This window comes from Acinetobacter sp. YH01018 (assembly GCF_013420295.1).
In the GTDB taxonomy this organism is placed as follows: domain Bacteria; phylum Pseudomonadota; class Gammaproteobacteria; order Pseudomonadales; family Moraxellaceae; genus Acinetobacter.
On the sequence record NZ_VOYL01000011.1, the window covers coordinates 40,829 to 54,818 of the forward strand.

At 38.5% G+C, this 13,990-nt stretch carries 10 protein-coding genes; 6 read left to right on the forward strand and 4 right to left on the reverse strand.

The genetic code is table 11. From position 1 onward, the window contains the following. Positions 1 to 13: 13 nt before the first annotated feature. Positions 14 to 613: a TetR/AcrR family transcriptional regulator gene (locus FTT83_RS05905; RefSeq protein ID WP_086196960.1), complete on the reverse strand. Its 600-nt coding sequence runs from the start codon at positions 611 to 613 to the stop codon at positions 14 to 16. 682 nt (positions 614 to 1,295) lie between these two features. Between FTT83_RS05905 and FTT83_RS05910 the strand changes: the two genes are divergently transcribed. The 6 genes from FTT83_RS05910 (at position 1,296) to FTT83_RS05935 (ending at position 9,905) form a co-directional block, all read left to right on the forward strand. Beyond that, complete coding sequence (locus FTT83_RS05910; protein ID WP_180176412.1) at positions 1,296 to 3,077, forward strand: acyl-CoA dehydrogenase C-terminal domain-containing protein; 1,782 nt, start codon at positions 1,296 to 1,298, stop codon at positions 3,075 to 3,077. Between the two features lie 105 nt (positions 3,078 to 3,182). Beyond that, positions 3,183 to 4,352, forward strand: a complete 1,170-nt coding sequence (locus tag FTT83_RS05915; protein ID WP_180176413.1) for a thiolase family protein — start codon at positions 3,183 to 3,185, stop codon at positions 4,350 to 4,352. Positions 4,353 to 4,471: 119 nt separating this feature from the next. Continuing rightward, positions 4,472 to 5,971 (forward strand): acetyl-CoA hydrolase/transferase family protein, encoded by a 1,500-nt coding sequence (locus tag FTT83_RS05920; protein WP_171263234.1) that lies wholly within the window; start codon positions 4,472 to 4,474, stop codon positions 5,969 to 5,971. A 225-nt stretch (positions 5,972 to 6,196) separates the two neighbouring features. Next, on the forward strand, positions 6,197 to 6,538 hold the full coding sequence (locus FTT83_RS05925; RefSeq protein ID WP_180042571.1) for a hypothetical protein: 342 nt from the start codon (positions 6,197 to 6,199) through the stop codon (positions 6,536 to 6,538). A gap of 953 nt (positions 6,539 to 7,491) precedes the next feature. Further along, positions 7,492 to 7,992 (forward strand): pyridoxamine 5'-phosphate oxidase family protein, encoded by a 501-nt coding sequence (locus FTT83_RS05930; RefSeq protein ID WP_166170009.1) that lies wholly within the window; start codon positions 7,492 to 7,494, stop codon positions 7,990 to 7,992. Positions 7,993 to 8,714: 722 nt separating this feature from the next. Beyond that, positions 8,715 to 9,905 carry an MFS transporter gene (locus FTT83_RS05935; protein WP_180042570.1) on the forward strand — a complete coding sequence of 397 codons (1,191 nt, stop codon included), beginning with the start codon at positions 8,715 to 8,717 and terminating at the stop codon, positions 9,903 to 9,905. A gap of 89 nt (positions 9,906 to 9,994) precedes the next feature. Here FTT83_RS05935 and FTT83_RS05940 read toward each other — a convergent pair whose 3' ends face one another. The 3 genes from FTT83_RS05940 to FTT83_RS05950 form a co-directional block, all read right to left on the reverse strand. Then, positions 9,995 to 11,437, reverse strand: coding sequence for a trehalose-6-phosphate synthase (locus tag FTT83_RS05940; protein ID WP_180176414.1), 1,443 nt, complete (start codon positions 11,435 to 11,437; stop codon positions 9,995 to 9,997). Continuing rightward, positions 11,425 to 12,273: a trehalose-phosphatase gene (otsB, locus tag FTT83_RS05945; RefSeq protein WP_180176415.1), complete on the reverse strand. Its 849-nt coding sequence runs from the start codon at positions 12,271 to 12,273 to the stop codon at positions 11,425 to 11,427. The genes FTT83_RS05940 and otsB overlap by 13 nt, the downstream gene beginning before the upstream one ends. Positions 12,274 to 13,215: 942 nt before the next feature. Continuing rightward, entirely contained in the window at positions 13,216 to 13,656 is a 441-nt protein-coding gene (locus tag FTT83_RS05950) for a DUF2147 domain-containing protein (protein ID WP_180042603.1), read from the reverse strand. Positions 13,657 to 13,990 lie beyond the last annotated feature (334 nt).

Sequence of the window (13,990 nt, forward strand, 5' to 3'; positions counted from 1 at the left end):
TGAAACCCGGCCATCAAGAAATTTTATCCGGGGTCATTAAGGCCTGGTTAATATACAGTTTAATCAGGCGTTCACGTGAACCAATGGCTTTCTGGTAATGGGTTGAATTAAGCAACAAGGAAGCACCATAGGTGACTGTCCAGATATAAGACAAATAGTCGCGAATCGACATGGCACTATTAAAGGATTTCAGATATTCGTCGGTCATGTCCTTAATTTCAATAATCCGCTCTTCACGTACCCGATAAAGCTGTTCAAATAGTTCTTTCAGCTTGCGTTCATTATTGGTTAAGCGTTCTTCAATCACATGCAATAAAATGGTCCGGTTGGAATTTAACATGTTGTAGAGCATGTACTGTGAAACATAGGTTTTAATATTATTTTTATACTTTTTTGAAATTTCTAACAATCTTTTTTCATTCAAGATGATCAGTTCTAAATAGAGCTGATTCTTGCTTTTAAAATGTTTATAAATGGTCCCTTTGGCAATATCCAGCTCACACGCAAGTTCTGCCAGGGTAATGTCCTGATTATTATCCAGCAACAGTGTTTCTGCCATGGCTAAAATTTTCTCTTTGCGTAATTGAAAATTTTGTTGGCGTACCGTATTCATCGCAAGTCCCAGAAAGACATAAAAAAAGCCAATTTAAAATATACCGATATCAAGCCTATGACAACCCAACTAATGTCTGATATGAGTCAAAAACTAAGTGCTTTGTTTTTAGCGCAAGAAAATAAAAAGCACTTTTTATTTTAATACAAGAGAGGCAATATAAACTGATAGTTAACGAAGCACATTAAATCAGCTTAAATTTGCAATTGCATAGCACAAAATAAAAGTCAATCAGTGAGAACCTGAGAGGTCAATAATCATCAATAAAATTCCAATTACCGCATAATTATTTTATTGTCTTTTTGCGTTGAAAAAAGGGATTAACCCATAAAACGCAAAGAGCAAATATGCTGATTTAACCGTATTTCATTCACATATTTAAGCTTAGGCTTGATGGTGAGTGGTTCAGTTTAAAGTGATTTACAGAAACCATGTTTCATTCGCTGCTCATAATAGTAATGATGAAATGAGTCTGAACACTCGAGCTGATGAGTAAAGTTTTTAAACCTGATTCTCGCTGCATTCATTTTTTTCTTCATGGATGTTGCAAACTGCGCGAATGGTCAAATTTTACTTAGAGAGATGTACGTGAGAATAAATCCGTTATTTCAGTATAGGTTCTTACAACTTTAAAAAGCACTTCACTATTTTTAATGCGAAGTCTTCACATAAGGAAAGCAATATGCCTATTTATAACGCACCCCTTAAAGACATGGAATTTATTTTAAATGATGTATTTAAGGCAGATGAATTCTGGCAGGGTAATGAAAACCTCGCTCACTTAGATATGGCAACGGCGAATGCGATTTTAGAGGAAATGGCCAAGTTTTCTAAAAACGTCATCCTTGATTTAAACCGCAGCAGTGATGAAGAAGGCGGCGCACAGTTTAATAATGGCGTAGTGACTACACCTAAAGGTTTTAAAGAAGCATTTAAACAGTTTGCCGAAGGTGGCTGGGTGGGTCTGGGGGCACCTGAAGAATGGGGTGGTCAGGGCATGCCTAAAATGCTGACGGTACTGGCTGATGAAATGATCTGGAGTACGAACCCCTCATTTATGCTCTACCCATTACTGACTGTGGGTGCAGGTATGGCGATTAATGACCGTGCTTCCCAAGAACAAAAAGAGACTTATCTGCCAAAATTCTACACCGGTGAATGGTCAGGTACTATGTGCCTGACAGAACCGCATTCTGGTACAGATCTCGGACTGATCAAAACCAAAGCAGAACCGAATGAAGATGGTTCCTTCAATATTACAGGTACAAAAATCTTTATTACCAGTGGTGAACACGACCTGTCTGAAAACATCATTCACCTGGTTCTGGCAAAAACACCAAATGCACCGGCTGGCTCACGCGGTATTTCCTTATTCATCGTGCCTAAATTCCATGTCAATGCAGATGGATCGGTGGGTGAACGTAATGCCGTATCTGCCGGTTCTATCGAACATAAGATGGGGATTAAGGGATCTGCGACTTGCGTGATGAACTTTGATGGCGCCAAAGGTTATATCGTTGGTAAGGAAAATGAAGGTCTGGCAGCCATGTTCGTGATGATGAACTACGAACGCTTATCTATGGGAATCCAAGGGATTGGCGCGGCTGAGTTTGCCTACCAGAATGCTGCACAATATGCCACAGACCGTTTGCAGGGCCGTTCGGCAACCGGTGCAAAAGCGCCTGAAAAACCAGCCGATTCTATTTTAGTGCATGGCGATGTGCGCCGTATGTTGCTGAATGCTCGTGCCAACAATGAAGCATCACGTGCTTTTGCGGTTTATGTGGGACAACAGCTCGACATTACCAAATACTCAACCGATGCAGAGGCAGTACGTAAAGCGAATGACCGTGTTGCATTGCTTACCCCAATTGCAAAAGCTTACTTAACCGACAAGGCGCTCGATTCAAGCCTGGAAGCGCAAATGGTGTTTGGTGGTCATGGTTATATTCGTGAATGGGGCATGGAACAATGTATTCGTGACTTGCGCATTTCCCAAATTTACGAAGGCACCAACGGCGTTCAGGCGATTGACTTGATTGGCCGTAAGACCATCAAATGCGGTGGTGCATACCTTGCTGAATACATTGCGGAAATTCGTGAGTTTGCACAAGCTTTAGATGATGCCTTGCCAATTAAAGCCGCTACATTAGATGTGTGTACACAAGTTGAAGACATTACCGCTTTCATTGTGAACCATGCAAAGACGGCGCCAGAGTTTTCTAATGCTGTAGCAGTGGATTACTTGCATGTAGTGGGATTACTCAGCTTTGTCTATATGTATGCGCGTATTAGTCAGGCCGCTCAACCAAAAGCGGAAGCGTTCTTCCAGAACAAACTGGTGTTAGCGCAGTATTATGTAGCCAAAGTTTTACCTGACCTGGCTGCACGTGTACAACGTATTCAAGCCGGTCCCGATGTAGTGATGCAGTTACCAGAGGAATACTTTACTGCCCAATCTTAAGTTTGGCACGATGCTTTAATACAGGGTTTAATAAAGATGGAAATGACATGAGCTGAAGGTATAGCTCATGTCACACAACAAGATTGATAAATTAGGATGGAAAAAATGATTGTTATTGTAAATGGTGTTCGTACAGCAATGGGTGGCTTCCAAGGAGCACTGTCTCCATGTACAGCACCAGATTTAGGTGCAGCAGCCATTAAAGAAGCTGTAGAGCGTTCCGGCTTGCAACCAACCGATATTGATGAAGTGATTTTTGGCTGTGTACTTCCGGCCGGTTTAAAACAGGGTCCGGCACGCCAAGCCATGCGTCAGGCAGGTTTACCTGATAGTACGGGTGCAACCACCATTAATAAAATTTGTGGTTCAGGCATGAAAGCGGTGATGCAGGCTGCTGATGCCATTAAAGCCGGTTCTGCTGAAATTGTAGTTGCAGGCGGTATGGAATCGATGAGTAATGCACCATATCTACTGGACAAGGCGCGTTCCGGTTATCGTATGGGACATGGCAAAATCACCGATCATATGTTTCAGGAAGGTCTGGAAGATGCTGAAACCGGTTTGTCGATGGGTATTCTTGCACAAGAAATGGCAGATAAAAAAGGTTATACCCGCGAACAGCAAGATGCCTTTGCAATCAGCTCGTTGAATAAAGCGGTCACTGCCATCAACAATGGTTATTTTAAAGAAGAAATCGTGCCTGTAACCGTGTCTTCACGTAAAGGTCATGTAGTTGTTGAGCAAGACGAACAACCGCTGAATGCCAAGGCCGATAAAATTCCAACTTTACGTCCTGCATTTAAAAAAGATGGCACCATTACTGCCGCCAATTCCAGTTCGATTTCAGATGGTGCATCGGCTTTAGTGCTGACTTCAGAGGAAATTGCGGCGCAACGGGGCTTAAAACCACTGGCAAAAATTGTCGCTTATGGCTCCAACTCACAACATCCTACAGAATTCAGTATTGCACCAGTCGGTGCGATTGAAAAAGTATTGAAAAAAGCCGGCTGGAATGCTCAGGAGGTTGATCTTTGGGAAATCAATGAAGCATTTGCCATGGTGGCGATGGCTGCGATAGATGCGTTCAATCTGGATGAAGCAAAAGTGAATATCAATGGTGGTGCTTGTGCATTGGGTCATCCACTCGGTTCATCAGGTTCACGTATTATCGTGACTTTAGTACATGCCCTAAAACGTATCGGTGGTAAAAAAGGCATTGCCAGTTTATGTATTGGTGGTGGTGAAGCAACTGCTGTTGCAGTCGAGCTGATCTAAAAAGTCTCTATCAGCGTAGAGCGATAAGTAACGAATTAGAATTTAATAAGCAATAACAACCACCATTCCAGCACGCCGGGATGGTGAAAAACAATATGTTTATTTTTGAGATTTTTATTATGAATGGTTTAGATCGCATTCGCTTAGTCTCCCTTCGCGACAAAGTTATGTCTGCTGAACAAGCGATTAAATTGATTCAAGACGGTGCTGTAGTCGGTTTAAGTGGTTTTGGTGGTGCAGGTGAGGCAAAAGCAGTACCGTTGGCGCTGGCTGAACATGCCAAAGAGCATCCCTTGAAAATTACCCTGGCGACAGGTGCCAGCCTGGGCAATAAAATTGATGGCCGTTTAAATGAAGCTCATGCAATTGAGCGCCGTTATCCTTATCAGGCTGATCCCGGTCTGCGTAAATCCATCAATGCTGGTGAGGTGATGTATATCGATCAGCATTTGTCTGAAATGGCCGATAACATCCGTCATCACAACTTGCCGTCGATTAATGTCGCGGTGATTGCAGCAACGGCGATTACTGAAGATGGGCAGATTATTCCAACCGGTTCATGCGGTAACTCGGCCAACTTTGTGGAAATGGCGGATCATGTGATTGTCGAAATTGACAATACCATTAATCCGGTGCTGGAAGGCGTACATGATATTTATGTACCGAAAGCCCGTCCGAACCGCGCACCGATTCCGTTGATTCATGTGGGTGACCGGATTGGTACCGTAGGAATTCAGGTCAGTCCGGAAAAAATTTCAGCGATTGTGCTGAATGACATTCCTGATACCTCTTTTAACATGGATGAACCGGATGAGGATACTTTGGCTATTGCCAAACATCTGATTCAGTTCTTTGAAGGCGAAGTGGCAGCTGGACGTTTACCGGAAAATCTGGGCCCATTACAGTCTGGAGTCGGTTCGATTGCCAATGCGGTTTTTTCAGGTTTTGAACATTCCAATTTTCATGACTTGGAAATGTATTCGGAAGTGTTACAGGACTGTACCTTTGAGTTGATTGATTCAGGTAAAATGACCTTTGCTTCAGGCTGTTCAATGACCTTGTCAGATTCTTGTGCACAACATGTGATGCAGAATTTTGAACAATACAAAGACAAAATTGTGCTGCGTCCGCAGGAAATTTCCAATAATCCTGAAATCATCCGCCGTTTGGGGATTATTGCCATCAATACCGCACTAGAGTTTGATATTTACGGAAACGTCAATTCTACCCATGTCACCGGTACCAAAATGATGAATGGTATTGGCGGTTCAGGTGATTTTACCCGGCATGCCCATATAGCAATTTTTGTGACCAAATCGGTCGCCAAAGGTGGGGCTATTTCATCTGTAGTTCCAATGGTCAGCCATACTGACCATACTGATCATGACGTTGATATTTTGGTGACAGAAAACGGTCTGGCAGATTTACGCGGTCTGGCTCCGCGTGAGCGTGCCCGCAAGATTATCGATTTATGTGCGCATCCTGATTATCGCGATGAACTGAATGATTATTTTGAACGCGCCTGTGCACGTGGTGGACAAACCCCGCATCTTCTTGAGGAAGCCTTGTCCTGGCATGCAACATTTGAAGAGACTGGAAACATGCATAAAACTGCATAAAGATAGCTAAATATATAAAACAAAACCCATCTTCTGATGGGTTTTTTAATTTCTAATCTAATTCTAAATTAAGTTTTTATGAATGAAATGTGGAGAGAATTTTCAAAAAATGACGAAGGCAAGACAGATTCATTACGGCTGAAATGTTTTGCCTACAAGATCTCGCTTAACCCTCAGAGGGTTCTTTTTATAATGACCGCGTCGTAACATTCAAGGTCTTAAGTTTTGAGATATCTTCAATATTTTTCAGGAATCTCATTAGCACTGTTGTTAACTGCTTGTACTACTGAAGCACCGGATTATCAGGGGAACTGGAAAAACACCCTGGAAAATCCAAAACTGGAAAATATCCTAGTCATTTCCAAGAATGGTGACAATTATTTCATTACCAATACTATTAAAGATAAAGCGACGGGTAAAACTGAAAAGAAAAATCCTGTACCTGCCTCAGTGGGCAAGAATGGTTTTCTTGAGGTCAATGCTGGTGCGGCTATGGTTGATTTTGCGATTGATGAGAAAACCGGCAATCTGGTGGGTTCAGGCTCGGTCTATAAGAAAGCAAAATAATCATATACACCTACGTCTACAGAAGATGTCATGAATATGAATGATTCATGACATTTTTTAGCTGAAAAAAATTAATAAGGCTTCAAAATCTTTAATGAAATATTCTACGTTCGCTCGAATTTCATCTATTTCATGCGCTGAATACTGATCAACGATGGCAATAACAATGATGCCTATGTTATTGAGAAAGGGGAAACGGTGAAAAACAGGGCAGGTGCTGTAATATACTTATAGCCATCACTGGGAGAAAAATGGCATTGTCTTGAGGGTAACCGTTTAATCCAACATTTTACAATTACAGATTTTTGGCCAAACCATCGTCAAAATTACCGTGTGACCTTTAATGAACCGGATCAGGTCAAAAATTTGTAAGACCAAAAACTAAGGGAACAATTTGGTGCAACAGCCTAATACCAAGATATGAACATTGAGTTCAAAAACGGGTTGATTCTACTAAAATGTCTCATCTTTTTATCTGGGATTTTTTATTTTTCAGAAATCATTCATTTTATTTTTTGGCATAGTTCCTGCTGTATTTAAATCACCATATTTATAGAGGAGAGCCATTCATTTGATCACTCAACAACAAGTATCGGTTAATTCAGTATGTATAAAAAACTGTACATACACTATAAAATAAAAGACATCAATAACTAAACCAAACTTAGTTTAAAGCAAGTTTCAAACGGCCCCGAGTGAGTTACAAGGGGCTTCTTTTTGCCTATATCTCATTTTTATTCTTATTTATCTCAAGAATCTGAAAACCTTTCCAGCTGAATGTAACAGAATTGGTCTTCGTTAATTCTTTTGATCATTGCTAACAGCTTTTATTATGCAAATGTATAAAATCAGTTAGATAGGATATTAAAACTGGAAAATATAATTAATCTTGAACAGAAGTTAAGCACAAAATTAGAGAGTTTATTTATTAGGTCTATTGCAGGAGAATAATGATGACAGATAATCAAGATCGTGAAAAATTATGGGAACTGATTAAAGAGATACGATTTTCAATGATCAGTCATAGTACTGAATCCCAGGAAATCCATGCACAACCCATGACTATGCTTAATTCTGAACGCATGAATGAAAGCCAGAACCTTTACTTTATTTTGAAAAATACCAATGATCTGGTGAATGCGATTGAATCTGGACGTAATCAGATTGGATTGTCCTTCGCTAAACCTTCAGATAGCATTTATGTGTCAATTAGTGCACATGCACATATCAGTACAAACTCAGCCCTGATTGATGAACTGTGGAACTCATCGGCTGAAAACTGGTTCGAAGGAAGAGATGATCCGAGTGTACGGGTTCTGGTTGCGGAAGCCGTCAGTGCCGAGTATTGGAATGTCACAGACAATAAAATGACCCAACTGTTTAAGGTGATGAAAGGAAGTCTTACCGGTAAAACGGATGAGCCCCATGCAGAGCATAAAAAAATGAATCTGTAGAAGGTTAAGATTGTCTCATTGAAGATCATTATTCTAAAAATAAATAAAATCTTGAAGTTTAAAAACCGGCTCTGTAGCGTAAAACTATAGGGCTTTTTTATCGGGTCATCGAGATAGTTGAATGATCATTTTACTTTTCAAAGGAAAGTTGAAATAGAGCCACTTCCTCATAAAAATGACTCGACAGGATTGCTGAAAAACGAACTAAAGCTAGCCTCATGCACTGAGGTAGAGGTCTGCTATGAAATTAAAATATTGAATCTTTGGCAGATTTCTGTAGTTAGTCATATATCTTATAAAAATATTAATGAATAACCATTTTAAATTTGGCTTTTCCTCTAAATAATTGCCATAAAAATCTTCGATGGAAAAGATCAGATAATCTTGAGAAAATTTTTATAATTATTTCAATGATATGATTATTTAGTGGAAATTTTAAAAAACATAAAATATTGTTTTATATTAATTTATTTTAAAATAATTGAAGTTTTAAATTATTTGTTGTTCTTTTACCTAAAGAGATTAGATATTTGCAGCAGTTACAAAATATTTTTTAAAACTCCTAAAAAATCGGCTTGATTTGCTCTTTTTTTGTGTATAATTTCGCCAAATTAAAACCCTGGTTGATTTATAGAAAATATCTATAATTCTTCCGGGGTTTTTCTCTGGAAATTATCCTGAAAGGGACGGCCAAAAAACCTATTTCTTGTGGTGGCACACATATGTTTTTAACTAAAACAGCACATCTGGATCATGCAACTCAGCACTCTGCACAGCGCTTATCTACATTACTGAGCTTCTTTAGTTTAGGTCTCAGTACAGCAGCATGGGCTCCGCTGATTCCTTATGCACAGCAGCGACTTCATTTGAATCATGCCGATTTTGGTACCTTATTGCTATGTATCGGTGCAGGTTCCATGCTGGCAATGCCTGCAACAGGTTTACTGATCCAGAAAGTGGGGTGTCGTGCCATTATTTCCGTAGCCGTTTTATTGTTGCTCATGGTTTTACCCACCTTTGCCTTAAGCAGTAGTATTTTGATCATGGCCATTGCTTTGTTCCTGTTTGGTACAGCTGCGGGTAGCCTGGGTGTGGCAATTAATTTACAAGCTGTGATTGTGGAAAAAAACAGTGCCAAAAGCATGATGTCGCAGTTTCATGGCATGTGTAGTTTAGGTGGTCTGGCCGGAGTCATGACTGTTACTGCCTTACTTGCAGCGGGTGTGAGCCCCTTGATGAGTGCTTTGGCAATTTGTCTTTTATTGATGGTTTTGAGCGTCATGGCTGTGCCTAACAGTTTAGCGGTCATTGAAAAGGAAGCAAAAAACGATACTACTGAAGTTGAAAGCAAGACCAAAAAATTCCCCAGTCCGTTAATCATTTTAATGGGTCTGGTGTGTTTTATTGCTTTTCTTTCAGAAGGTTCGGCAATGGATTGGAGCGGAATTTATCTGATCAATGAATACGGCGTAAAACCTGCTTTAGCTGGTCTGGCGTATACCTGCTTTGCAATTGCCATGACTTCGGGGCGTTTTGCAGGTCATTATTTAATTAAGGCTCTGGGTGAAAAAAATATCATCATCTACAGTGCAGTTTGTGCAGCGCTTGGACTGTTTACGGTGGTGGTTGCTCCACACTGGATTGTGGTTTTATTAGGCTATGCTTTACTGGGCTGGGGTTGTTCGAATATTGTTCCGGTGATGTTTTCACGTGTGGGCCGTCAAAGTGTCATGTCTAAAGCAGCCGCATTGTCATGTGTCTCTACCATGGCGTATACAGGCTCTTTATTGGGACCTGCTTTGGTTGGGATTAGCAGTGAAATGATGGGCTTGTCTGTCGTCTTTGGGTTTATTGCGACTTTGCTTTTAACCATTGCTTTTTTAAACCGTTTTACTCAGGTCAAAGCTTCTTAATATCTTGATTTAATTTATTAAAATAGAACGAGCATATTCAAGAGTTGATATGCTCGTTTTTTATCACTAAAAAATATAAAATTCTTGTTTTAAATACTTAATAATTCGCAATTTTCTGACAAGATTTTTTTAGTCAATGAGGGGAGGATATTCACTTTTTCAGCGCCTTTCAGATCGGCTAAAAATGCATTACGCCAGTCATTGATATCAAAACTTTTTAAGCCATTCATTAATTGCTGATAACGTTCCAAACGTTCCGATTTTGCCATGGTTAAGGCTTTTTTTAATGCATGAATCATGCTGCTGCAATTTTCAGGATCGACCATTAATGCTTCAGACATCTGTGCTGCTGCACCGGTATATTTTGAAAGAATTAGTACTCCCGGATTTTCCGGGTCCTGGGCCGCGATAAACTCTTTGGCTACCAGATTCATCCCGTCACGCAAAGAATTTACCCAGCAAATATTGGCTTGCCGATAAATTTTCATTAATACATCATGTGAAATGGTGGCATGGGTGCAGTTAATCGGTAACCAGTCATCTTGAGAAAATTCCTGATTAATCAAATCCACCTTGGACTGTAAATGCTCAAATAAATCTTTATACGCGGCAATTTCCATACGGCAGGGACAGGCAATTTGTATGTCGGTAAGATGCTTATGGTATTCAGGATTGCTCTGTAAAAATGCTTCCAGGGCATTAAACCGTTCGATTAACCCTTTGGAATAATCAATGCGATCGACACTAATAATGGTTTGCTGATCACTTAGACTCTCAAATTCAAATATAGTGGAAGTATTTTCATCTTTTTGCTCGGCGACTTTTTGTATCAGTTCGGGGTTAACCCCAATCGGATAACATTGCACAGTGACCTGATGATGATTAAAGCTCAACATGTGAGTATTGATAGGCTGAGTAGCCAGATAATGACTGCACACTTGCATACATTGCTGCTGGTCATGTTCAGTTTGTAAACCCACAACATCATACTGGCAAAGGTCTTGAATCAATGATTGTGCGGTAGGAATTAAATTCCAGATCTTTAGGCCAGCAAAGGGAATATGCAGGAAAAATCCAATTCTATTTTTCATGCCCATTTCCCGACAATAACGCGCCACACTTAAAAAATGGTAATCATGTACCCAGATCAAATCGTCGGGCTCTGCCATTTGTTTGAGCTGTCTGGCGAATAGCTGATTAACCTGTTGATAGGTCGTGTATTGCTGAGCTTGGTATTCAATTAAATCGGCGCGATTATGCATTGCCGGCCATAAAGTATTATTGGCAAAGCCACAATAATAATTTTGGTACTGTTCTTCAGTTAAAGGACATGTAACGTATTCCACATCTTTATATTCAGTTTGATTAAAGTGCGGCTCTTGATGATTGGCAATTTTTTCACCATTCCAACCCAGCCAGATTCCACTAATATCAGCAAGTGCATCTTGCAAGGCCACGGCTAATCCCCCAGCGGTAGATTTATCGGGATTGGGTAAACTGACACGGTTCGATAATACGATTAATCTAGACATGCTTTTTCTCCCTGTGATACTTGAGACAGTCTCAAACAATGTTTTTCTAAGAATTGTGAAAATAAATCAAGAAAATCAGTAACATCTTCAACATTTTTTAGTCGGTAATGCGCCTGGGTAGGTTCTGGTCCAACTTTTATACTGATACCTTCTAACTGATTGATAACTTTGAAGCCAGACTCGTCGGTTTTGTCATCCCCAATGAAAATAGCGAATACATCATTAAGATTTAAATACTCCAATATCGTTTGAATCGCTTGTCCCTTATCTGCCTGTTGAGGGAGCAATTCAAATACATATTTCCCTTCATTTATTTTCAGTTCTGGGTAGGTTTCTAGAACTTCTTTAGCAATTTGTTTTGCAATATCAGCAAGTTCAGGATGTTGACGATAATGTATGGCAACAGAATAGGTTTTGTTTTCAATCAACAATTGAGGATAGGGCTGACAGCGTTTTCGAATATCGTCTTGTAATGAAGAAAAATGAATTGTATTTGTAGCAATACTGAATTGAGTGTCGTCATCGATTTTTATTTCCAGGCCATGCGTACCTGCTATGGGCATTTTTAAAGGAAACAGGAGTTTTGAGGCAACCTTGACTGAACGACCGGTAAGAAAGATGATCGAAACATTCAAATGACTTAACTGCTGTAAAGTATTTAAGGTGGTGAATGAAATAAAACTTTGAGAGGGATCAGGATGAAATTCTGAGATTGTTCCATCAATATCCAGAAATAAACAATACTTTTTATCCCAGGATAAATAAGGAATTATAAATTGTAGCAAGTTATGAGCATAATGTTGATCGGAGTGATAATAAGAACTTGAGCCACACATATTTACTGTCTATTAATTATTTGATTCATTCATAAATATCATTAAAAAAATAATTGAGGGATAAAAATATTATTAAAGCTACATAAAATAAATAAATTTTACATAGTTTATGCTTATTTTATTTTTGTTTAATTTGAAATATGTGCCTGAGTGAGATTAAAAAAATATAGATTTTAAGGTGTTAGAATGTAGATAAAGCCTCATTCCAAGTATTTTTTTACATTTAAAATCTGATTAAAAATACTTGTAAAATCAGCCAAAAAATAAATTGTAATTATTGATATTTAATGAATATATAGTTAAAAAATAAGGTATTAAACTTGCTAATTAAATATTTTTGCATAACATGGTTACATTTTATATAACTTTGATTACACGAATGTACATTGACGTATATTTGTCACAATGCAATATTTTTTCTATGAAAAAATATTGCATTTATAATTCAAGTGGATATTCACTTGGAGTGTTTATTAGACATGATCTTGAAATGATATTTAAAAAGATTAATAACGTCATCTTCTTGATTATAAATTTGAATTGAAAATTATTATCCTTTTTTAAGGAGGAAGTATAAGCCTTATTGTTATCGATTATCCTTGTAAGCAAAAAATGATTTATTAATTTCTTTAGTTTGTAGAAAATTTAACCATAATTACTTTATAAAAAATATTGTTATAGAATTTAATTTGTAATTTGGTTAAATCAATCTAAAAATATTTATATAGGTGGATAAGCATGAATATGCAAAATGAATTATGTACTCTGGAACAAATTTATAATTTTTTACTTATGCGTCCTTATTTTCATAAGAACACCCAGTTCGAGAAGTTAAAAGAATTTTTTTATGAAATCCATGGCGGTTTTTTTGAAGTTAAAAATTCTTATAGCAATTAAAAGTGACTGATTAAAGTCGCTTTTAATTGATTCAATCTGATGTTGTTAATGGATACGTACCCAAGTCTGGCTTCGACCAAGGGCAGATATACCAATGTAGCCTCGACCATTTAAAGTTTTGCCATCTTCAGAGAGTTTGGCATTAAAGCTATAAGTTTTACCATTTTTAGGATCGGTAATTTTTCCGCCATCATAGCTATTGTTCCCCGCTTTTTTCAGTCCAGATACGATCTGTACGCCTTGAAGCGGTTTATTATAAAATTTACCCTTACACTTGGTACATTTTTCTCCTTCAGTGCCTTCCAATACATCTACAATCTTTGCTGAAAGCACACCCTTCGATGTTTCAGTAAATTGAACCACAGATAAGGGTTTCTTGGTCACATCATCAATCGTTTTCCATTTGCTTCCATGTAAGGGGTCGGCAGCCAGAGCCAGTGTGGAAACGAGCGACAGTCCGATTATGCTTAGCGTTGTTTTTATCATCATTTGACCTCAACTGATTTGAGTAAACCTTTTTTGTAGAAATGCTTGAAGTCGTAGTTCGAGTTCAGACTTCTAACAGGCACAAAATGCAGGTTTGCAGTTTGTAGCTAAAATCTTATTAAAAGATTTGGTATCTATTGTGGAAATTTTTATGAGCTTATGTGTGGAACCCTTTAATTCAGTGTAATTTTTATTTTCTTTTTCTACATAATTTGATTGAAATTTACTTTATTTCACAATTCATGATGAAGCTCCACATGATGTCTAGTCGTGACTTATACCTGAGTAAGACCTACATATTTAGTAAAGTGTCTGGAAATATTGTCTTGATACT

Excerpts from the sequence above, each read along its gene's own strand:
- FTT83_RS05905 (WP_086196960.1), bottom strand. The coding sequence starts at position 613 with ATGAATACGGTACGCCAACAAAATTTTCAATTACGCAAAGAGAAAATT.
- FTT83_RS05910 (WP_180176412.1), top strand. The coding sequence starts at position 1,296 with ATGCCTATTTATAACGCACCCCTTAAAGACATGGAATTTATTTTAAAT.
- FTT83_RS05915 (WP_180176413.1), top strand. The coding sequence starts at position 3,183 with ATGATTGTTATTGTAAATGGTGTTCGTACAGCAATGGGTGGCTTCCAA.
- FTT83_RS05920 (WP_171263234.1), top strand. The coding sequence starts at position 4,472 with ATGAATGGTTTAGATCGCATTCGCTTAGTCTCCCTTCGCGACAAAGTT.
- FTT83_RS05930 (WP_166170009.1), top strand. The coding sequence starts at position 7,492 with ATGACAGATAATCAAGATCGTGAAAAATTATGGGAACTGATTAAAGAG.
- FTT83_RS05935 (WP_180042570.1), top strand. The coding sequence starts at position 8,715 with ATGTTTTTAACTAAAACAGCACATCTGGATCATGCAACTCAGCACTCT.
- FTT83_RS05940 (WP_180176414.1), bottom strand. The coding sequence starts at position 11,437 with ATGTCTAGATTAATCGTATTATCGAACCGTGTCAGTTTACCCAATCCC.
- otsB (WP_180176415.1), bottom strand. The coding sequence starts at position 12,273 with ATGTGTGGCTCAAGTTCTTATTATCACTCCGATCAACATTATGCTCAT.
- FTT83_RS05950 (WP_180042603.1), bottom strand. The coding sequence starts at position 13,656 with ATGATAAAAACAACGCTAAGCATAATCGGACTGTCGCTCGTTTCCACA.